19 protein-coding genes are annotated in these 19,267 nt (G+C 66.3%); 7 read left to right on the top strand and 12 right to left on the bottom strand.

Annotated elements, in window-relative coordinates; translation table 11 throughout:
• Positions 1 to 101: 101 nt before the first annotated feature.
• The 4 genes from I3K84_RS09560 to I3K84_RS09545 all read left to right on the top strand — a co-directional run bounded on the left by I3K84_RS09560 (position 102) and on the right by I3K84_RS09545 (position 4,776).
• Entirely contained in the window at positions 102 to 1,079 is a 978-nt protein-coding gene (locus I3K84_RS09560; protein WP_012655671.1) for an ABC transporter ATP-binding protein, read from the top strand.
• The gene (locus tag I3K84_RS09555; RefSeq protein ID WP_196995978.1) at positions 1,076 to 2,110 is read left to right on the top strand and encodes an ABC transporter ATP-binding protein; all 1,035 of its coding nucleotides are present in this window, start codon (positions 1,076 to 1,078) and stop codon (positions 2,108 to 2,110) included. Before I3K84_RS09560 ends, I3K84_RS09555 begins: the two co-directional genes overlap by 4 nt.
• Before the next feature lie 179 nt (positions 2,111 to 2,289).
• A complete protein-coding gene (locus tag I3K84_RS09550) occupies positions 2,290 to 4,203 on the top strand; it encodes a bifunctional UDP-sugar hydrolase/5'-nucleotidase (protein ID WP_196995977.1) in 1,914 nt (637 codons plus the stop codon).
• A 78-nt stretch (positions 4,204 to 4,281) separates the two neighbouring features.
• Positions 4,282 to 4,776, top strand: a complete 495-nt coding sequence (locus tag I3K84_RS09545) for a YbhB/YbcL family Raf kinase inhibitor-like protein (protein WP_011804144.1) — start codon at positions 4,282 to 4,284, stop codon at positions 4,774 to 4,776.
• A gap of 260 nt (positions 4,777 to 5,036) precedes the next feature.
• Here the strand turns inward: I3K84_RS09545 and I3K84_RS09540 are convergent, their stop codons facing one another.
• A complete protein-coding gene (locus tag I3K84_RS09540; RefSeq protein ID WP_012655673.1) occupies positions 5,037 to 5,882 on the bottom strand; it encodes a MurR/RpiR family transcriptional regulator in 846 nt (281 codons plus the stop codon).
• Positions 5,876 to 7,351: a glucose-6-phosphate dehydrogenase gene (gene zwf, locus I3K84_RS09535; protein WP_196996095.1), complete on the bottom strand. Its 1,476-nt coding sequence runs from the start codon at positions 7,349 to 7,351 to the stop codon at positions 5,876 to 5,878. Before zwf ends, I3K84_RS09540 begins: the two co-directional genes overlap by 7 nt.
• 195 nt (positions 7,352 to 7,546) lie before the next feature.
• On the opposite strand from zwf, the gene tal reads away from it, so the two are divergent.
• Together tal and pgi are read left to right on the top strand one after the other, a co-directional pair.
• A complete protein-coding gene (tal, locus tag I3K84_RS09530; protein WP_196995976.1) occupies positions 7,547 to 8,497 on the top strand; it encodes a transaldolase in 951 nt (316 codons plus the stop codon).
• Entirely contained in the window at positions 8,494 to 10,110 is a 1,617-nt protein-coding gene (pgi, locus tag I3K84_RS09525) for a glucose-6-phosphate isomerase (protein WP_196995975.1), read from the top strand. Before tal ends, pgi begins: the two co-directional genes overlap by 4 nt.
• Before the next feature lie 30 nt (positions 10,111 to 10,140).
• On the opposite strand, the gene I3K84_RS22250 is transcribed toward pgi, so the two are convergent.
• From I3K84_RS22250 to I3K84_RS09495, 7 genes are all read right to left on the bottom strand, one after another.
• Positions 10,141 to 10,827: a GGDEF domain-containing protein gene (locus tag I3K84_RS22250; protein ID WP_231403450.1), complete on the bottom strand. Its 687-nt coding sequence runs from the start codon at positions 10,825 to 10,827 to the stop codon at positions 10,141 to 10,143.
• Positions 10,803 to 11,309, bottom strand: coding sequence for a hypothetical protein (locus tag I3K84_RS22245; protein ID WP_231403449.1), 507 nt, complete (start codon positions 11,307 to 11,309; stop codon positions 10,803 to 10,805). Before I3K84_RS22245 ends, I3K84_RS22250 begins: the two co-directional genes overlap by 25 nt.
• A gap of 270 nt (positions 11,310 to 11,579) precedes the next feature.
• Positions 11,580 to 13,211, bottom strand: coding sequence for a chaperonin GroEL (gene groL, locus I3K84_RS09515; RefSeq protein WP_196995974.1), 1,632 nt, complete (start codon positions 13,209 to 13,211; stop codon positions 11,580 to 11,582).
• Between the two features lie 90 nt (positions 13,212 to 13,301).
• Positions 13,302 to 13,592 carry a co-chaperone GroES gene (locus I3K84_RS09510; protein WP_011804151.1) on the bottom strand — a complete coding sequence of 97 codons (291 nt, stop codon included), beginning with the start codon at positions 13,590 to 13,592 and terminating at the stop codon, positions 13,302 to 13,304.
• 210 nt (positions 13,593 to 13,802) lie between these two features.
• Positions 13,803 to 14,837, bottom strand: coding sequence for a bifunctional nicotinamide-nucleotide adenylyltransferase/Nudix hydroxylase (locus tag I3K84_RS09505; RefSeq protein WP_012655679.1), 1,035 nt, complete (start codon positions 14,835 to 14,837; stop codon positions 13,803 to 13,805).
• Positions 14,838 to 14,892: 55 nt separating this feature from the next.
• Positions 14,893 to 15,750, bottom strand: a complete 858-nt coding sequence (locus I3K84_RS09500; RefSeq protein ID WP_196995973.1) for a cysteine hydrolase — start codon at positions 15,748 to 15,750, stop codon at positions 14,893 to 14,895.
• Between the two features lie 66 nt (positions 15,751 to 15,816).
• A complete protein-coding gene (locus I3K84_RS09495; RefSeq protein WP_011804154.1) occupies positions 15,817 to 16,002 on the bottom strand; it encodes a DUF1328 domain-containing protein in 186 nt (61 codons plus the stop codon).
• A gap of 142 nt (positions 16,003 to 16,144) precedes the next feature.
• Between I3K84_RS09495 and I3K84_RS09490 the strand changes: the two genes are divergently transcribed.
• Positions 16,145 to 16,465 carry a hypothetical protein gene (locus I3K84_RS09490; RefSeq protein ID WP_196995972.1) on the top strand — a complete coding sequence of 107 codons (321 nt, stop codon included), beginning with the start codon at positions 16,145 to 16,147 and terminating at the stop codon, positions 16,463 to 16,465.
• 320 nt (positions 16,466 to 16,785) lie between these two features.
• On the opposite strand, the gene metK is transcribed toward I3K84_RS09490, so the two are convergent.
• The 3 genes from metK to I3K84_RS09480 form a co-directional block, all read right to left on the bottom strand.
• The gene (gene metK / locus I3K84_RS09485; RefSeq protein WP_196995971.1) at positions 16,786 to 17,967 is read right to left on the bottom strand and encodes a methionine adenosyltransferase; all 1,182 of its coding nucleotides are present in this window, start codon (positions 17,965 to 17,967) and stop codon (positions 16,786 to 16,788) included.
• A gap of 102 nt (positions 17,968 to 18,069) precedes the next feature.
• Complete coding sequence (locus I3K84_RS22440) at positions 18,070 to 18,198, bottom strand: hypothetical protein (RefSeq protein ID WP_255352815.1); 129 nt, start codon at positions 18,196 to 18,198, stop codon at positions 18,070 to 18,072.
• Positions 18,195 to 19,157, bottom strand: a complete 963-nt coding sequence (locus I3K84_RS09480) for an IS5 family transposase (RefSeq protein WP_196995386.1) — start codon at positions 19,155 to 19,157, stop codon at positions 18,195 to 18,197. The genes I3K84_RS22440 and I3K84_RS09480 overlap by 4 nt, the downstream gene beginning before the upstream one ends.
• Between the last annotated feature and the right edge of the window lie 110 nt (positions 19,158 to 19,267).

The following is a 19,267-nucleotide window of genomic DNA, read 5'->3' as shown; positions in this document are numbered from 1 at the left end:
CGCTGCGGCGCGGCCGGCCCGGACCCTTGCTCGGCTGCCCTCGTTATGGGGGCGCCCGTTTCATGCGATGCGGGCGGCGCGCACCGCACTGGATAACTGATATGTCACTTCTCGAAGTCCACAACCTCGTCGTCGAATTCCCTGGCCGCCGCGGCACGCTGCGCGCGCTGGACAACGTGTCGTTCTCCATCGCACCGGGCGAGATCCTGGGTGTGGTGGGCGAGTCCGGCGCGGGCAAGTCGCTCACGGGCGCGTCCATCATCGGTCTGCTGGAGCCGCCGGGGCGCGTGGCCTCGGGCCAGATCGTGCTGCAGGGCCAGCGCATCGACAACCTGCCGCACGAGCAGATGCGCCACATCCGCGGGCGCAAGATCGGCGCGATCTTCCAGGACCCGCTGACTTCGCTCAACCCGCTGTACACCGTGGGCCAGCAACTGGTGGAGACCATCCTCACCCACCTGCCCATGAGCGCCGCGCAGGCGCGCCAGCGGGCCATCGACCTGCTCAAGGACACCGGCATTCCCGCGGCCGAGCAGCGTATCGACCACTACCCGCACCAGTTCTCGGGCGGCATGCGCCAGCGCGTGGTGATTGCCCTGGCGCTGGCGGCCGAGCCGCAGCTCATCGTGGCGGACGAGCCCACCACGGCGCTGGACGTGTCCATCCAGGCGCAGATCATCCAGTTGCTCAAGAGCATCTGCAAGACGCGCGGCGCGGCCGTGATGCTGATCACCCACGACATGGGCGTGATCGCCGAGACCTGCGACCGCGTGGCCGTGATGTACGCCGGCCGCGTGGCCGAAATCGGCCCCGTGCACGAGGTCATCAACCAGCCCGCCCACCCCTACACCGCCGGCCTCATGGCGTCCATTCCCGACATGGAGCAGGACCGCGAGCGCCTCAACCAGATCGACGGAGCCATGCCCCGCCTGAACGCCATTCCCGAGGGCTGCGCCTTCAATCCGCGCTGCCCGCGCGCCTTCGACCGCTGCCGCCAGGCGCGCCCCGACCTCATGCCCGCCGGCGCTACGCAGGCCGCATGCTGGCTGCACGACGTGACGAGCGAGGTGGCCGCATGAGCTCCACGACGACCACCACCGCACCGCTGGTGCAGGCGCATGACCTCGCCAAGACGTTCGACGTCTCCGCGCCCTGGCTCAACCGCGTCATCGAGCGCAAGCCGCGCGCGCTGCTGCATGCGGTGGACGGCGTGGGATTCACGATCGAGCGCGGCAAGACGCTGGCCCTGGTGGGCGAGTCCGGCTGCGGCAAGAGCACCGTGGCGCGCCTGCTGGTGGGGCTGTACGAGCCCACGCGCGGCGGCCTCACCTTCGACGGGCAGGACGCGCACGCCGCTTTCAAGGGCAAGGATGCGCGCGCCATGCGCCGGCGCATCCAGATGATCTTCCAGGACCCCTATGCCAGCCTGAACCCGCGCTGGCTGGTGGAGGACATCATCGGCGAGCCCCTGCGCGAGCATGGTCTCATCACCGACGCTGCACAGCTCAAGAAGCGCGTGGGCGAACTGCTGCAGTCCGTGGGCCTGTCGCCGCTGGACATGGCCAAGTACCCGCACCAGTTCTCGGGCGGGCAGCGCCAGCGCATCTCGATTGCGCGTGCCCTGGCCACCGAGCCCGAGTTCCTGGTGTGCGACGAACCCACCAGCGCGCTGGACGTGTCCGTGCAGGCGCAGGTGCTCAACATCATGAAGGACCTGCAGCGCCAGCGGCAGCTCACCTACCTGTTCATCAGCCACAACCTGGCCGTGGTGCGCCACGTGAGCGACCAGGTGGGCGTGATGTACCTGGGCCGGCTGGTGGAGCTGGCCGACAAGAAGGTGCTGTTCGAGAACCCGCGCCACCCTTACACGCGCATGTTGCTGGAGGCCATCCCCAAGATGCACGACACCGGCCGCGCGCGCACGCCCGTGCAAGGGGAGGTGCCCAACCCGCTCAACCCGCCGCCGGGCTGCGCGTTCAACCCACGCTGCCCCTACGCCAACGACCGCTGCCGCACCGAGCGCCCCCAGCTCATCGACGACGGCGGCACGCGCGTGGCCTGCCACGGCGTGCAGGAAAAACGCATCCCGTTGGTGGAGTTGGCGGTATGAGGGTTCGATAGAAAAACGGCCCTAACGCTTGTGCAGCAAGCGGTAAATGCTCTTTTTATGTGAGCAAAAAGGGGCCGCGCGGCCCCTGTTTCACGGGCGCGCGTGTGGGGCTTTCACGGCGCTGTCATCCTTGCTTCCCACCATCTCCACTCTGTAACGATTCAACAGGGAGCGAGAACATGGGTTCGTGGATGCAATGGGCCAACAAGCCCTACGGGCGGCGGGTGCGGATGGGCGCGGTGGCGCTGGCGGCGTGTGGCGTGCTGGCGGCATGCGGTGGCAACGATGACGACGAGGCCCAGCCGCTGGAACTGACCGTCCTGCACATCAACGACCACCACTCCACGCTGGACGCCAAGTCCAAGACGCTGAAGCTGTCCACGGGCGGCGCCGCGCCTGTGGACGTGGCCGTCGAAGCCGGTGGCTTTGCGCGCGTCACCGCGGCCTTCGACAGCCTGGCCAAGGCCGCGGGCGCCAACGTGCTCAAGCTGCATGCGGGCGACGCGCTCACCGGCACGCTGTACTTCAACCGCGCAGGCGCGGACGGCGAGGCCGATGCCGCGCTGATGAACACCGTGTGCTTCGACGCCTTCACGCTGGGCAACCACGAGTTCGACAAGGGTGACGCGGGCCTCAAGGGATTCCTGGACCTGCTCAAGAAAGGGTCCTGCAAGACGGCGGTGCTCAGCGCCAACGTGAAGTTCGGTGCCGGCTCGGCGCTCAACGCCACCAAGGCACCCGGTTACGTGCAGCCTTCCACCGTGGTGGAGCGCAGCGGCCAGAAGATCGGCATCGTCGGCCTGACGATTGCGGGCAAGACCAAGGCCTCGTCCAGCCCCGACGCGGACACCACCTTCGAGGACGAAGTCACGGCGGCGCAGCGTGAGATCGACAAGCTGCGTGCCCAGAGCATCAACAAGATCATCGTCATGAGCCACGTGGGCTATGGCTACGACAAGGAAATCGCCGCCAAGCTCAGCGGCGTGGACGTGATCGTGGGCGGCGATTCGCACACGCTGCTGGGCCCCGACGCGCTCAAGACCACGGGCGTGGGCACGCCCAGTGGCGCCTATCCCACGCGCGTGACCGACAAGGACGGCAAGAACGTCTGCGTGGTGCAGGCCTGGGAATACGCGCAGGTGGTGGGCGAGTTGAAGGTGCGTTTTGACGGCAAGGGCGAGGTCACGCAGTGCAGTGGCACGCCGCATGTGCTGATCGGTGGCGACTTCACCATCAACAAATTGCCCCCGACCGATGCCGAGAAGAAGGCCATCGATGCGGACGTGGCAGCCAAGGGCTTTCTGCGCGTGACGCAACCAGCCGCCGCCGCCACCACGGCGCTGCAGCCGTTCAAGGACCGCGTGGCCGTCTTCAACAAGACCAACGTGGCGGTGGTGCCGAAGGAGTTGTGCTTCCGCCGCGTGCCGGGCAATCCCGGCTCGGGCGGCTCCAGCCCCACATGCAACTCCGAGGGCAGCGTGCATCTGCGCGGCGGCGACATCCAGCAGCTGGTGGCGCAGGCCTACGTGGACGAGGGCAATGCCAAGTACGGCGGCGCCGACATCTCGCTGCAAAGCGGCGGCGGTGTGCGCATTGCGCTGGACGGCACGGTGACAGCAGCGCAGGTGATCCAGGTGCTGCCCTTCGGCAACATGCTGTTTCGTCTGGACGTGACCGGTGCAGAGGTCAAATCCATGCTCGAAGACGGCCTGGAGGCCGTGTTCAAGGCGGGCGGATCGACCGGGCCCTATCCCTATACCGGCGGCCTGCGCTTCGATGTGAACGCCTCGGCCGCCTTCGGCCAGCGCGCCTCCGGTCTCGAAGTGCGCAACGCCGCCACCGGCACCTGGGGGCCGATCGATCCGGCCAAGACCTACAGGCTCTTCGTGTTGAGCTTCAACGCCACGGGCGGCGACGGCTACAAGACGTTGGCGGCCGTGCCCGCGGCGCGGCGCCTGGACATCGGCGTGCTGGATGCCGATGTCTTCTTCAGCTACATCGACAAGCAGCCGCGCGACGCCGCCACCGGCCTGCCCGTGCTGAACCGGCTGCCGCACGAGCTCTACAGCACCAAGAGCTTCGCGGGGCAGTGACGGGACCCGTGAAGTGAACGGCGGGAATGCGCGGGCATACTGACGGTTTCCCGTCAACGAACCCCAGGAGTACCGCGCATGACCGCCTTCACCCTCACCAGTCCCGACATCGCCGACGGCAGCACCATTGCACAGAGCTTCGAGTTCGACGGCTTTGGCTGCAGCGGTCGGAACCAGTCGCCCGTGCTGCGCTGGAGCGGTGCGCCCGAGGGCACGAAGGGCTTTGCCGTGAACGTGTACGACCCCGACGCGCCCACGGGCTCGGGCTTCTGGCACTGGTATGTGATCGATCTGCCGGCTTCGGTGAGTGAGCTGCCCGCCAACGCCGGCGCCAAGGGCGGCGCCCACCTGCCGGCTGGCGCGCGCCAGATCCGCAACGACTACGGGCAGTACGCCTGGGGCGGCATGTGCCCGCCACCGGGCGACAAGCCGCACCGCTACATCTTCACGGTGCATGCGCTGTCGGTGGAGCGTATCGATGTGCCCGACGACGCCCCCGCCGCGCTCGCCGGCTTCATGGTGAACGCCCACACCCTGGCCAAGGCGAGCTTCACCGCCACCTACGGGCGCTGAAGCGGCGCTCTGAAAAAGAGAGCTGCTACCGCTTGTTATTGCTTGATTTCAGATGCTTTTGTTTCTGAAGTCCAAGCGGGGCAGGCGGTAGCAGCTATTGTTTTTGTACTTCGCCATAGCGCGCCCGGCATGGAACTGGCGCGCCCCAACCCAGCAACCGCCGCGCAGCGGGCTTGGCCCGGGCGCTGGCGGTGTCCCCCCTCCCGTAGCGCAGCGCGTAGAGAGAGGGGGAAGCGGCGCAGCCGCTCAGGGGGGTGCCCTCAGGTATACCGCTTGGCCCGCAGGTTGTTCTTCATCTGCTGCAGCACCGGCTGCAGCGGCTCGCCGATGCGCAGCGCCACGCAGGTGGCGACCACGTCGATGATGAGCAGGTGCAGCAGGCGCGAGACCATGGGGCTGTAGCGGTCGTAGCCCTCGGGGTGGTCGGCCGCCAGGTGGATGCGGCAGGTGTGTGCCAGCGGCGAGCCGCTGGCGGTGATGGCGATGGTGGTTGCGCCGTTCTTGCGCGCGATGTCGGCTGCGTCCATCAGGTCGCGCGTGCGGCCCGAGTTGCTGATGATCACCGCGCAGTCGCCCGGGCCCAGCAGCGTGGCGCTCATCACCTGCATGTGGCCGTCGCTGGTGGAGATGCTGGTGATGCCTAGGCGAAAGAACTTGTGCTGCGCGTCCTGCGCCACGATGCCGGAGTTGCCCGCGCCGTAGAACTCGATGCGCCGCCCCGTCTGCCAGGTGCTGGCGATGGCCTCGGCCGCACGCTCCAGCGCATTGGTACTGGCGGCGCTGCGGTACTGCAGGAAGGCGGCCACGGCGTTGTCCACCACCTTCACCAGCACGTCGTTGGTCTTGTCGTCGGCGTCCACGCTGCGGTGGATGAAGGGCACGCCCTCGCTCACACTGCCGGCCAGCTTGAGCTTGAAGTCCGCCAGGCCGTCATAGCCCATGCTGCGGCAAAAGCGCACCACTGTCGGCTTGCTGACGCGCGCGCGCGCGGCCAGCTCGCGCACCGGCAGGTGGGCAAAGGCGCGCGGGTCGTCCAGCACGAGTTGGGCCACGCGCTGCTCGGCGGGGGCGAGCGAGGGCAGGGAAGCGGTGATGCGGTCTAGCATTCTTCCATCCAGGTGTGTCCTTCGCGGGCCACCAGCGCGCTGGCGGCGCTGGGGCCCCAGCTGCCAGCGGCATACGGGCGCGGGCCTTCGCCACGGGCGTCCTGCTCGGCCCAGGCCTGCATGATGGGTTCCACCCAATGCCAGGCGGCTTCCTGTTCGTCGGCGCGCACGAACAGATTCAGGCGCCCGGCGATCACGTCCAGCAGCAGCCGCTCGTACGCTCCCACGCGCTGGCTGCCAAAGCGCTGGTCGAAGTCCAGGTCCAGCTGCACGGGCGCCAGCGCCTGGGCTTCGGAAATGCGCATGCCGCGCTTTTCCTGCCCCGCGGCAAACAGGTGCAGCGCCAAGCCGTCGCGCGGCTGCAGGTGGATCACCAGCCGGTTGGCCGCGCCCAGCGGCGTGCGGTAGATGGCGTGGGGTGTGGGGCGGAAGTTGATGGCGATGTGTGCCTCGCGCGCGGCCAGGCGCTTGCCGGTGCGGATGTAGAACGGCACGCCCGCCCAGCGCCAATTGGCGATCTCGGTGCGCAGGGCGACGAAGGTTTCGGTGGTGCTGCCGGGCGCCACGCCGTCCTCGTCGGCATAGGCGCGCACGCCCTCGCAGGCCGTGGTGCCGGTGGAATACTGGCCGCGCACCACGTCCCGCAGCAGCGTGGCGGGTGTCCACGTACTCAGCGAACGCAGCACCTTGAGCTTCTCATCGCGGATGGCATCGGCATGGGCGTTGATGGGCGGCTCCATGGCGATCGCGCACAGCAGCTGCAGCGCGTGGTTCTGCACCATGTCGCGCAACGCGCCAGTCTGGTCGTAGAAGGCGCCACGCTGCTCCACGCCCAGCTGCTCGGCCATGGTGATCTCGATGCTGGCCACGGTCTCGCGCCGCCACAGGGGTTCGAACAGCGCGTTGCCAAAGCGCAGCGCCAGCAGGTTCTGCACCGAGGGCTTGCCCAGGTAGTGGTCGATGCGGAAGATCTGCCGTTCGTCGAACACGCTGCGCACCGCGGCGTTGATGGCACGGTTGGAAGCCAAATCGTGCCCCAGGGGCTTTTCCAGCACCACGCGGGTGGCGGGCGTCGCCAGGCCGGCAGCGCCGAGCTGCTCGCAGACGGTGGTGAACAGCGCGGGCGCGGTGGCCAGGTACATCACCACCGTGTCGGCATGGCGCTCGCGCAGGCGCTGCGCCAGCAGGGCGTAATCCTCTGGCTGGGACAGATCCATGCGCTGGTACTGCAACAGCGCGGCAAAGCGTTCGAATTCTTCGTCGCTGGGGCGTTTTTCTCCCTCCACATCGGCAAAGCGCCGGGCAATCAGCGCGCGGTAGTCGCCGTCGCTCAGCGCGTCGCGCGCCACGCCGATGATGCGCCCCTGCGGCGGCAGCGACCCGTGGCGAAAAGCCTGGAACAAGGCAGGCAGCAGCTTGCGCCAGGCGAGGTCGCCCGTGCCGCCGAAGAGGACCAGATCAAAGCTCATGAGCCAGCTGCGGTGATGTGTAGAGGGTTGATCGATGGGAAAACGGTGCCCGCATGTGGTCCGTATCCAGTGCACGATGTTATCGAGTTTCATGGTCGGCATTGACCGATACGGGACGGGCCGTGGCCGCGCATACACTTGCCGGTTACGCGCCGGGGCTGGGCTCCCCGCGCCTTTCTCCCTGGACAACACGCCATGAACCAACTCGACGCGCTCAAGCAGTACACCACCGTGGTGGCCGACACCGGCGATTTCAAGCAGCTGGCCCAGTTCCAGCCGCAAGACGCCACCACCAACCCTTCGCTGATCCTCAAGGCCGTGCAAAAGCCCGAGTACGCGCCGCTGCTCAAGGACTGCGTGACGCGCTGGCATGGCCGCGCCATCGACGAGCTGATGGACCGCCTGATCGTGCGTTTCGGTTGCGAGATCCTGTCGATCATCCCTGGGCGCGTGTCCACCGAGGTGGATGCACGCCTGTCGTTCGATACCGCGGCGACCGTGGCGCGTGCGGAGCGCATCGTGGAGCTGTACCAGGCCGAAGGGCTGCACATCGACCGCGTGCTCATCAAGATCGCCGCCACGTGGGAGGGCATCCAGGCCGCGCGCCAACTGGAGCAGCGCGGCATCCACACCAACCTTACGCTGCTGTTTTCGTTTGCACAGGCGGTGGCCTGTGGTCAGGCGAAGGTGCAGCTCATTTCGCCTTTCGTCGGACGCATTTACGACTGGTACAAGAAGCAGGCCGGCGCAAACTGGGACGAGGCCGCCATGGCCGGCGCCAATGACCCGGGCGTGCAGTCCTTGCGCGCCATCTACAACCATTACAAGCACTTCGGCATCGGCACCGAGGTCATGGGTGCCAGTTTTCGCAACACCGGGCAGATCGTCGCGCTGGCGGGCTGCGACCTGCTGACCATTGCCCCTGAGCTGCTGGCCCAGCTGGCCGCCAGCGATGCGCCGGTGGCACGCGTGCTCGACCCCGAGGCGGCACGCCGCGTTGCGCTGCAACCCGTGCAGTACGACGAGGCGGGCTTTCGCTATGCGCTCAATGCCGACGCCATGGCCACCGAGAAGCTGGCCGAAGGCATCCGCGCATTTGCGGCGGACGCGGCCAAGCTGGAACAACTGATGCAAGCCGCTGCATGAATTTTGACGATCCCCGCACCCGCTGCGACCACACGAATGCGTGGCAGCGCCTGCGTGCCCATTACGAAAGCGCCGGCCGCAGCTTCGACCTGCGCGCCGCATTTGCGCAGGATGCGCAGCGTTTCGAGCGCTTCAGCCAGGACGCTCCGCATGTGTTTGCGGACCTGTCCAAGAACCTGATCGACGCGCCCACCGAAGCGCTGCTGCTGCAGCTGGCGCGTGAATGCGGCGTGGTGGCCTACCGCGATGCGATGTTCGAGGGCCTGCCGATCAACAACACCGAGCAGCGCGCGGTGATGCATTGGTTGTTGCGAAAACCGGCTCCAGGGCATACAGGTCAAGCGCGAGTAGCTATCGATACAGTAGCGCCTGAAATCGCCTCTGCCTTGCACGACGTGCACGCCACGCTGGAGGACATGCTGGCCCTCGCCGAGCGCGTGCGCGCTGACGATGGCATCACCGACATCGTGAACATCGGCATCGGCGGCTCGGACCTGGGGCCGGCGATGGTGGTCAAGGCACTGGACGACCTGCGCCACCCGGGCAAGCGCCTGCACTTCATCTCCAACGTGGACGGCATGGAGCTGGGCAGCCTGTTGCGCCAGCTGCGGCCCGAAAGCACGCTGTTCCTCATTGCGTCGAAGACCTTCACCACCGCCGAGACCATGTCCAACGCACAGGCGGCGCGTGCATGGTTCCTGGACCAGGGCGGCAGCGAGGACGCGCGGGCGCGGCTGCCGCTGGCGCGCCATTTCTATGCACTGACGACCAACCTGGAAGCGGCGGCGCAGTTCGGCATCACCACCACGCTGGGCTTCTGGGACTGGGTGGGCGGACGCTATTCGCTGTGGTCCGCCATCGGGCTGCCGATTGCCATTGCCGTGGGTGCGCCGCAGTTTCGCGCACTGCTGGCGGGTGCATATGCGATGGACGAGCATTTCCGCACCGCGCCGTTGGAATCCAACCTGCCCGTGCGGCTGGCGCTGCTGGACCTGTGGTACCGCAATTTCCACGGCTTCTCCAGCCGCAGCATGGCACCTTATAGCCATGGCCTGCGCCGCCTGCCGGCGTACCTGCAGCAATTGGAGATGGAGAGCAACGGCAAGGGGGTGGATGCGCACGGCCAGTCGCTGCCCTATGCCACTTCTGCCGTGGTTTGGGGCGAGCCGGGCACCAATGGGCAGCATGCGTTCTTTCAGATGATCCACCAGGGGCCCGACACCGTGCCCGTGGAGTTCATCGCGCTGCGCGAGCCGGGGCGTGATTTGCCGGACCAGCACCCGCGTCTGGTGGCCAACGCTTTGGCCCAGGCACGGGCGCTGATGATGGGACGGCCCGAAGAGGCCGACGGCCACCGGCGCTTCAGCGGCAACCGGCCGAGCACATTTCTGGTGCTGGAGCGTCTGGACCCGGCGTCGCTGGGCGCGCTGATCGCGCTGTACGAGCACCGCGTGTTCACCAGCGGGGCGCTTTGGGGCATCAACAGCTTCGATCAGTGGGGTGTGGAACTGGGCAAAGGCATCGCCAAGGATCTGGAGCCGCGTCTGGCCACGGGGGATGTGCAGGGGCTGGACCCGTCCAGCGCGGGGCTGTTGCGCCGTCTGGCGGCCTGAAACGGGGTGCGCTTCCTGCTCTGACGGGGCTCAGGCGCGCGCTGCCTGGGGCATGGCCGGCGCATCATCTACAGGCGCCGGCTGGAGTTCTGGAGCCAGGGCCACCCGGTTGCGGCCCTGGTCCTTGGCGGCGTAGAGCGCCTGGTCGGCACGCTCCAGCGTTTCCTGGGGTGACGAATGGGGCAGGTGCAGCGCCAGGCCGGCGGACATGCTCAGGCGCAGGCCCGGCGGTGCGTTGGGCACGGGCAGGGCAGCGATGGCTTCGCGCGTGCGCTCCAGCAGGGTCTGGGCGCTGCGTGGTTCGATGTCGCTGAGCAGCAGCAGGAACTCGTCGCCGCCCCAGCGCGCCAGCACATCGGTTTCGCGCACATTGGCGCGCAGGGCGTCGGCGAACACCCGCAGCACATGGTCGCCCATGGCGTGGCCGTGGTGGTCGTTGACGCGCTTGAAATGGTCCACATCGATCATGGCGAACAACAACGCGCCCTGCCCCCGGCGGCGGCGCCGGCACTCCAGCTGGATCAGCTCGACCATGGCGCGGCGGTTGTACAGGCCCGTGAGCTCGTCGCGCATGGCCAGCGCCCGGTTTTCCGCGAGGGCTTCGGCCAGCGCCTCACGTTGCCGGTCCAGGCGCTGGCGCATCTGCTGCACGCGCAGGTTCACCACCATGCACCCGGCCAGCACGATCAGGATCATGGCTGCGTAGGCGCCATCCATGACGTCGAATGTTGTTGCGTAGAAACGCGGCGAGACGACCACCGCCACCGAGAACGCCGCCATCGCGTAGAGCCCAATGCCCACGACCTGGCGCGGCGACAGGCCCAGAGCGCACCGAAGAACAGGATCATGGCCAGCACGGAGGGCACCACGCCGCGGCCTTCCCCTGCCAGCACGTAAGCCACGGCGCCGCTGGTGATGGTCCACGCCATTTGCACCAGGGTCAGGGACGGATCGCGCAGCCGCTCGGACCAGCCGGTGCGGATCAGCAGCGTGATGACTGCGAGCCCCCCCACCGAAAGCGCCGCCCACCACCGCACAGCGTCCAGGTGGTGGTTTGCGCTGGGGTGGTGCAGCAACAGCATCACCAGGGCGCTGGAGCTCATCAGCAGCAGCGCGAGCAGCGCCATGCCGACGCGCACACGCCGGTAGGGGTCGCGGGAGAGGAGGCGGGGAAAGAGACGGCGAGGGGTCGTGTGCATGGCGGAGGCTCCTGCGAAGGGCCGTGCGATGGCGGTACGGCCAGAGTGAACCGCTAGCAATGAATTACTAATATTTACATATAAATACAATTATGCGAGGAGCGCAAAGCTTGCTTTTGCGTAGGGGTATTGGGGGACGGCAGGCCAGATCCGCGCGCGGTGCGCCGCGGAAGGTCACCCGCCACACACGCAGGCGAAAAAAAACCCGCAAGCACTGCTTGCGGGTTGGGTGCTGCCTGCGCCATCAGGGCGCAGGCGGGGCCCAGGCAATTACATGCCCATGTCACCCATGCCGCCGGGCATGGCGGGGGCTGCGGACTCGTCCTTCGGCGCCTCGGCCACCATGGCTTCGGTCGTCAGCAGCAGCGAGGCCACGGAAGCGGCGTTCTGCAGGGCCGTGCGGGTCACCTTGGTGGGGTCGAGGATGCCCATTTCCAGCATGTCGCCGTAGGTGTCGTTGGCTGCGTTGAAGCCGTAGTTGCCCTTGCCGTTCAGCACTTCGTTCACGACCACCGACGGTTCGCCACCGGCGTTGGCCACGATCTCGCGCAGGGGGGCTTCGACAGCCTTCAGCACCAGCTTGATGCCGGCGTCCTGCTCAGGGTTGCCGGTGGACAGGTTGCCCACGGCCTGCTTGGCGCGCAGCAGTGCCACGCCGCCGCCGGCCACGATGCCTTCTTCCACGGCAGCGCGGGTGGCGTGCAGGGCGTCTTCCACGCGGGCCTTCTTTTCCTTCATCTCGACTTCGGTGGCAGCGCCCACCTTGATCACGGCCACGCCGCCGGCCAGCTTGGCCACGCGCTCTTGCAGCTTCTCACGGTCGTAGTCGCTGGTGGCTTCCTCGATCTGGATGCGGATCTGCTTCACGCGGGCTTCGATGTCGGCAGCGGCACCAGCACCGTCGATGATGGTGGTGTTTTCCTTGCCCACTTCGATGCGCTTGGCCTGGCCCAGGTCGGCCAGCGTCACCTTCTCCAGCGTCAGGCCCACTTCCTCGGCGATCACCTTGCCGCCCGTCAGGATGGCGATGTCTTCCAGCATGGCCTTGCGGCGGTCGCCGAAGCCGGGCGCCTTCACGGCCACGACCTTCAGGATGCCGCGGATGGTGTTCACCACCAAAGTTGCCAGGGCTTCGCCTTCGACATCTTCAGCAATGATCAGCAGAGGACGGCCAGCCTTGGCCACTTGCTCCAGCGTGGGCAGCAGGTCACGGATGTTGCTGATCTTCTTGTCGAACAGCAGCACGAAGGGGTTGTCCAGGATCGCGGACTGCTTCTCGGGGTTGTTGATGAAGTAGGGCGACAGGTAGCCGCGGTCGAACTGCATGCCTTCCACGACTTCCAGCTCGTTTTCCAGGCTCTTGCCGTCTTCCACGGTGATCACGCCTTCCTTGCCCACCTTGTCCATGGCGTCAGCAATGATCTTGCCCACGGACTCGTCGGAGTTGGCGGAGATCGAACCCACCTGGGCGATTTCCTTGGAGGTGGTCGTGGCCTTGGAGGCCTTCTTCAACTCTTCCACCAGGGCCACCACGGCCTTGTCGATGCCGCGCTTGAGGTCCATGGGGTTCAGGCCGGCGGCCACGTACTTGGAGCCTTCGCGCACGATGGCCTGGGCCAGCACGGTGGCGGTGGTGGTGCCGTCACCAGCGATGTCGTTGGTCTTGGAAGCCACTTCCTTCACGAGCTGCGCGCCCATGTTCTGCAACTTGTCTTTCAGTTCGATTTCCTTGGCCACGGACACGCCGTCCTTGGTCACCGTGGGGGCGCCGAACGAGCGCTCCAGTACCACGTTGCGGCCCTTGGGGCCCAGGGTCACCTTGACCGCGTTGGCCAGGATGTTCACGCCTTCAACCATGCGGGCGCGGGCTTCGCCGCCGAACACTACGTCTTTTGCTGCCATTTTTGGCTCCTACAAATTTGAATCAAATGGGCTGCCAACGCTGGTCTATCAAGCGCAGGCAGCTATGAAAAATGAGTTGACCAGAAGGGATTACTTCTCGACGACCGCGAACAGGTCGTCTTCCTTCATCACCAGCAGCTCGTCGCCATTGACCTTCACGGTCTGGCCGCTGTATTTGCCGAACAGCACGCGGTCGCCGACCTTCACGTTCAGGGCGATCAGCTCGCCCTTGTCGTTCTTCTTGCCAGGGCCAACGGCCAGCACTTCGCCTTGATCGGGCTTTTCCGCAGCGTTGTCGGGGATCACGATGCCCGAGGCGGTCGTGGTTTCGCTTTCGATACGTTTGACGATCACGCGATCGTGCAGGGGGCGAAGATTCATTGCATCTCTCCTGATAACAAAAAGGATTGCGACATCAAACAACGCGCCCGCAACGCGGACGCAGGGAACTGACACAGCGGTGTTGTTAGCACTCGTCTGTTTCGAGTGCTAATGATAGAGGCATTCGTGACAGTTTCAAGGCCGCAGTGTCGGCAGGGCCTGCGATCAAGGTGCGGAAGTGCGGAGGGCAGCCGCACTTCTCCGTCCGCCTCAGTGGACTGTGAGGCGCAAGAAGTGGTCCAGCATGTGAAAGTGGTCTTCAAAGAACGCTTCTTCCATGCCCGCGAGCCGGTCGATGGCCACCCACTCGGCATGCGCCGCGTCGTCAGCCGCCTGCACCGGGGGCAGCGGCGCGTCCTGCAGGTCGAAGTAGTGCGCGTGGGTGATGGTGCGGCCGCGTTGGCTGCGGTCGGGGTGGTCGAACACCGTCACGCTGCGCAGCGCCGCGCGCAGCGTGGCCTCGGGCAGGGCGCAATTCGTTTCCTCTGCCAGTTCACGCAGGCAGGACTGCCACAGCGTCTCGCGTTGTTCGATGAAGCCGCCGGGCACCGCCAGCAGGCCACGCCCTGGTGCGTGGGCGCGGCGGATGAGCAGCACGTGGTCCTGGCAGCGCAGTACTGCGTCCACGGTCACGAACACGGGCGGGTAGGGCGCCGTTGCCCAGGCGGCGCGGTAACCGCGCAGCATCTGCCATTCCTGCTGCAGTGTGGCGAAGTGCGGCGTGTGGGCGAATTGCTCCAACAGCGCTTGCGTGGCGGGCGGCAGCATGGGCGCCAGCGGCTGCAGCGCGTGGGCCACGGTGGCGGGTGTGGCGCCGAAGTAGGCGTCGCGGATGGCGGTCGCGTCGATGCGGCCCTGGCGCTCCATGCGTATCAATTCCCAGCCCGGAAAGGCGCTGAGGTAGCTGCTCGTGGCGTCCTTGAAATGGCCGACCAGCCCCACGCGCGCCTGCGGCGGGCTGTGGCGCGCCACCGCGTTGCGCACGGCTTCCACCCACACCGCCTCGTTGTAGTAGTCGCGCACCGGCAGCACGGTGAGGCGCGTGCGGTCGCCCTCGGGCAGAGCACCGCGCAGCATGGCTTCGCGTTCGTGCCAGGTGAACGGGTTCTTGGGTGTGCGCGCCTGGAAGGCCGAGCCGACGATGACGATGACCTGCCGCGCCTGCACCAGCGCTTCGCGCAGCAGGGCGAGATGGCCGGTGTGGACGGGCTCGAAGCGGCCGATGAGGATGGCGGTGTCGTACATGCGGCGATTCGTGTGTTCTCAAAAAAGTGAGCTGCTCGCGCTTGATGGATAAGCGCTAGAGGCAAATTTCGCTTGAAGTCGCCAGCCGTGCACCCTGGGCGTGCATCGCCTCCAGGAAGGCCTCATGCTGCGCCTCGAAGCCGGCCACGGGGCTCATGCAATCGGTAAGCAGCACCAGGCGCCGCGGGCTCCACCCGGGGTGCAGGCGGGCCAGGTGCTGGATGATGTGCTCGGTGGTGGCGCGCACGCAGTGGCTGCTGGCCTCGCCTGCGATGAGCAGCAGGTCTGCGCTGGCCAATTGGTCCAGCAGCTGGGTGTTCAGGGTGGTGTGCGGGTCGGCCGCGTCGGGTACTTCGGCCTGCACGGCGCTGTAGTGCTCGGTCCAGGGGCTCATGCCCTTGAAGACGGACTGCACGGCGCGCACGCGATGCGCCTGCCAGTCGCTGCACGCGGCCAGCACGTCGGTATGCACGCCATGGCCCCAGCTGCCGATTTCGCAATGCACGGGCCAGACCATGAGGGTGTAACGGCCCTGGGTTTCCAACGTGTCCAGGTAGTCCAGTGTGCGCGCCAGCGCGGCAGGGTCACGCGGCGCAAACGCACCCGCGCGGACCTGCGCAGCGGTGATGGCGGTGAAGGGCGCCACCGCGCCCCCGTCGCTGCGCTGCCAGTAGGCAGGGTGCGCCACGTCGTACCGCTGGTGCGAGTCGAGGGTGACAGTGATGTGGTCGATACCTGCCCCCTGCGCGCGGATGAACGCTGCCAGGCGCTGCATGTCCGCATGCGCGCCGGGAACGGGCAGCGCCGGGGCGGTTACCGCGCCGCTATGGGGATCGCGCGAGTGCCACGCGGCGGGCAGATCGCAGAAGTCGTTCTGAGGATCAATGGCGAGCAGGTGGACGGTGCGGGTCATGGCGCGGATGCGAGCGTGCAGGGCCTGCAGTGTAGGCAACTGCGGGGCCGCATCCGGCCGGCACCGCTATTTGATGGCTTTGCGCGCGGCCCCGATACCCAGCAGCGCGAGCACCACGAACAGCACGGCCAATACCAGGAACACCACGAACAGCACCTTGGCGATGGCGGCCGAGCCAGCGGCCACGCCGGTGAACCCGAGCGCGCCGGCAATGAGCGAAATGATGGCGAAGATGATCGCGTACTTGAGCATGGGGATAGGCCTCCTTGGGATGGGCCGCCGGCGGGTGCGGCGGCTGGGCACCAGAGTAGAGGCGCTGGCGCAGGCGCTCCGTCATCTGGCGAAACCGCAGCGTGTAGGAGGGTGTTGACAGTGCTGCCGGTTATCGCAGCGCATGCAGCGCCACGCCGCCGGCGATCGGCAGCAGCACGGCGCACGTGCGTTCTGTGGCGGCCATCCGCAGAACCCATCCCAGCATGACGGCAACCGTCCAGGCGCTGTACAGCCGCTGCAGCACACGCGGTGTGCCCGCCAGCAGCAGGAACAGGTGGGCGTGAACAGCGCATTCTCAGGCAGCCTGGACGCGGGGGCCGGGGGTGTATTGGAAAAAATGGCGTCTGCAAGGGCATACATGCGCGGCCTTGCCCAGCAGGGCATCGCTGCGGCCCTGCAGCAGGCCGCCGCCCTTAGCGCCGAGAATCTCCCGGCGCAGTAGCCACGCCTTCGCGCAACGCGTTGTGGAAGTGGCGCTGGTCCTAAAAGCCCAGTTCCTGCGCCACCGTGGCCGGCGCGCCTCCAGCGGCCAGCAGCGCGCGCGGCGTTGACACGCGCGCCTGCACAGGATTACAAGCCGGCCGCTTAGCGCCACGCGGCGGCGTACTGGTCTGCGTTCGCAACGCGGCGCGATATGAACTCTGCCCCCAAGCTCAGTGATTGCCTGGACGCAGACGTGGGGTTCATAGCCCCGCCGCTGCGCGCAGCGCCTGGGCTTTGTGCCGCAAGGCTGCCGCACCCGCTGGTGGGGGTCGCCGTGCCTTACAGCCCGGCCGATGCACGCAGCGCGGCAGCCTTGTCCGTCCTCTCCCAGGTGAACTCGGGTTCCTCGCGGCCAAAGTGGCCGTAGGCGGCGGTCTTCGCGTAGATGGGGCGCAGCAAGTCCAGCATCTGGATGATGCCCTTGGGGCGCAGGTCGAAGTGCTCCTGCACCAGCTGGGCGACCTGGTCGTCGGGGATCACGCCGGTGCCCTCGGTGTACACGGTGATGTTCATCGGGCGCGCCACGCCGATGGCATAAGCCACCTGGATCTGGCACTGGCGCGCCAGGCCGGCGGCCACGATGTTCTTGGCCACGTAGCGCGCAGCGTAGGCGGCGCTGCGGTCCACCTTCGTCGGATCCTTGCCGCTGAACGCACCGCCGCCGTGCGGGCAGGCGCCGCCGTAGGTGTCCACGATGATCTTGCGGCCCGTCAGGCCGCAGTCGCCCTGCGGCCCGCCGATGACGAAGCGGCCCGTGGGGTTGATGAGGTACTTGGTGTCCTGCAGCCATTCCTTGGGCAGCACCGGCTTGATGATCTCCTCGATGATGGCCTCAGTGAAGCTGGCCTTCATCTTGGTAGCCGTCTCGCTCTGGTCGGGGCTGTGCTGGGTGGAGAGCACCACGGTGTCGATGCTGTGGGGCTTGCCGTCCACGTAGCGCATGGTCACCTGGCTCTTGGCGTCCGGGCGCAGGAAGGGCAGGCGGCCGTCCTTGCGCAACTGGGCCTGGCGCTCGACCAGGCGGTGCGCGTAGTAGATGGGCGCGGGCATCAGCTCGGGCGTTTCGTCACAGGCGTAGCCGAACATCAAGCCCTGGTCGCCCGCGCCGGTATTCAGGTGGTCGTCGCTGGCGTGGTCCACGCCCTGGGCGATGTCGTTGGACTGCTTGTCGTAGGCCACGAGCACTGCGCAGCCCTTGTAGTCGATGCCGTACTCGGTGTTGTCGTAGCCGATGCGCTGGATGGTGTCGCGCGCCACCTGGATGTAGTCCACGTGTGCGTTGGTGGTGATCTCGCCGGCCAGTACCACCAGGCCGGTGTTGGTCAGCGTCTCGGCTGCCACGCGGCTGCGGGGGTCTTGCGTGAAGATCGCGTCCAGGATGGCGTCGGAGATCTGGTCCGCCACCTTGTCGGGGTGGCCCTCAGAGACCGATTCGGACGTGAAGAGGAAATCGTTCGCCATTTGAATAAACTCCGTGTTGTCAGCATCTGGGCGTTGCCCAGAGCCTCATGGAGCCTCGGCGAACGCTTTAGGGATGCCCTGAATAACTCGAATGCGTAAGTGCTACAAGGTCACCGGTTTCAGATAGTGCGATGGATGGCGTTTAGCCTGGGTCTTCGCACCACTTTCCACGCCCTTGCGGGCCATCTGCACCGCCTTTGCGGCCATTTGCCTGATTTCAGGGGCACTCATCCCTGCGCCTCCAGCAATTGATGGCGCACCATCCAAAGATTGGACAGCGCAAACAGCGTCTTGAGCTGCAACGTGTTCTTCTTCAATCCCCGGTAGCGCACCTTGGTGTATCCAAACTGTCGTTTGATCACCCTGAAGGGATGCTCCACCTTGGCACGGATGCTCGCCTTGATCTTCTCCACTTGGTCTATCAGCGCGTCAACGGGGTTGTTCTCTTTGTCCAGCGCTCTGCGTTTGCCTGGGCGCATCGCGATGTGCCACCGCACTGCCTCCTTGGCATCCGGGCGCTTGTCGATACCTTGGTAGCCCGCATCACCAAACCCGTCTGTCTCCTGCCCGTGCAGCAAGCTGTTGCCCTCTACAACGTCGGCCACGTTACCCGAGGTGCCTATGACGGTATGCACGAGTCCCGAGTCCGCATCCACGCCGATATGGGCCTTCATGCCAAAGTGCCATTCGTTGCCCTTTTGGCTCGAATGCATCTCTGGATCGCGCTTTCTGTCCTTGTTCTTGGTAGAGCTAGGCGCTGCGATCAGTGTGGCATCGACCGCAGTGCCTGCCTTGAGCAGCAAGCCCTGGGCTGCCAGAAGCTCGTTGACAGTGGCCAGAATCTGCTCGGCCAGCTTGTGTTTCTCCAGCCGATGACGAAACCTCAGGATGGTGCTCTCGTCAGGCACCCTCCCATGGACATCAAGACCTGCAAACTCCCGGTAGATCGGGGTGTCAAAGAAGGCCTCTTCCATCGCCAGATCTGACAGGGTGAACCACTGCTGCATGCAGTGGATGCGCAGCATGGTCTCCAGGGCAAAGGGTGGGCGGCCGTTCTTGCCTTCGGGGTAATAGGGCGCAATGAGTTCGACCAGAGCAGCCCAGGGAACCACCAAATCCATCTGGATCAGCAGTTCTTGCTTGCGGGTCTTTTTGGTGCTCAGTTTCAGGTCAAGGCTGCTTTGCTTCATGGGCGGGGAGGATGCCATGACTTCCTGGCTTCTAGCAGACTGCGTTCGGGGTTTTGCAGGATTTCCTTAGCAGTTGTGTTTAACGTCGCCCTGCAAGTTGCTCATTTAAC

This window comes from Diaphorobacter sp. JS3051, from assembly GCF_015832135.1.
Taxonomy (GTDB): Bacteria; Pseudomonadota; Gammaproteobacteria; order Burkholderiales; family Burkholderiaceae_C; genus Diaphorobacter; species Diaphorobacter nitroreducens.
The sequence above is the reverse complement of the archived record's forward strand: the minus strand, read 5'-3'. Positions and strand labels throughout refer to the sequence as shown.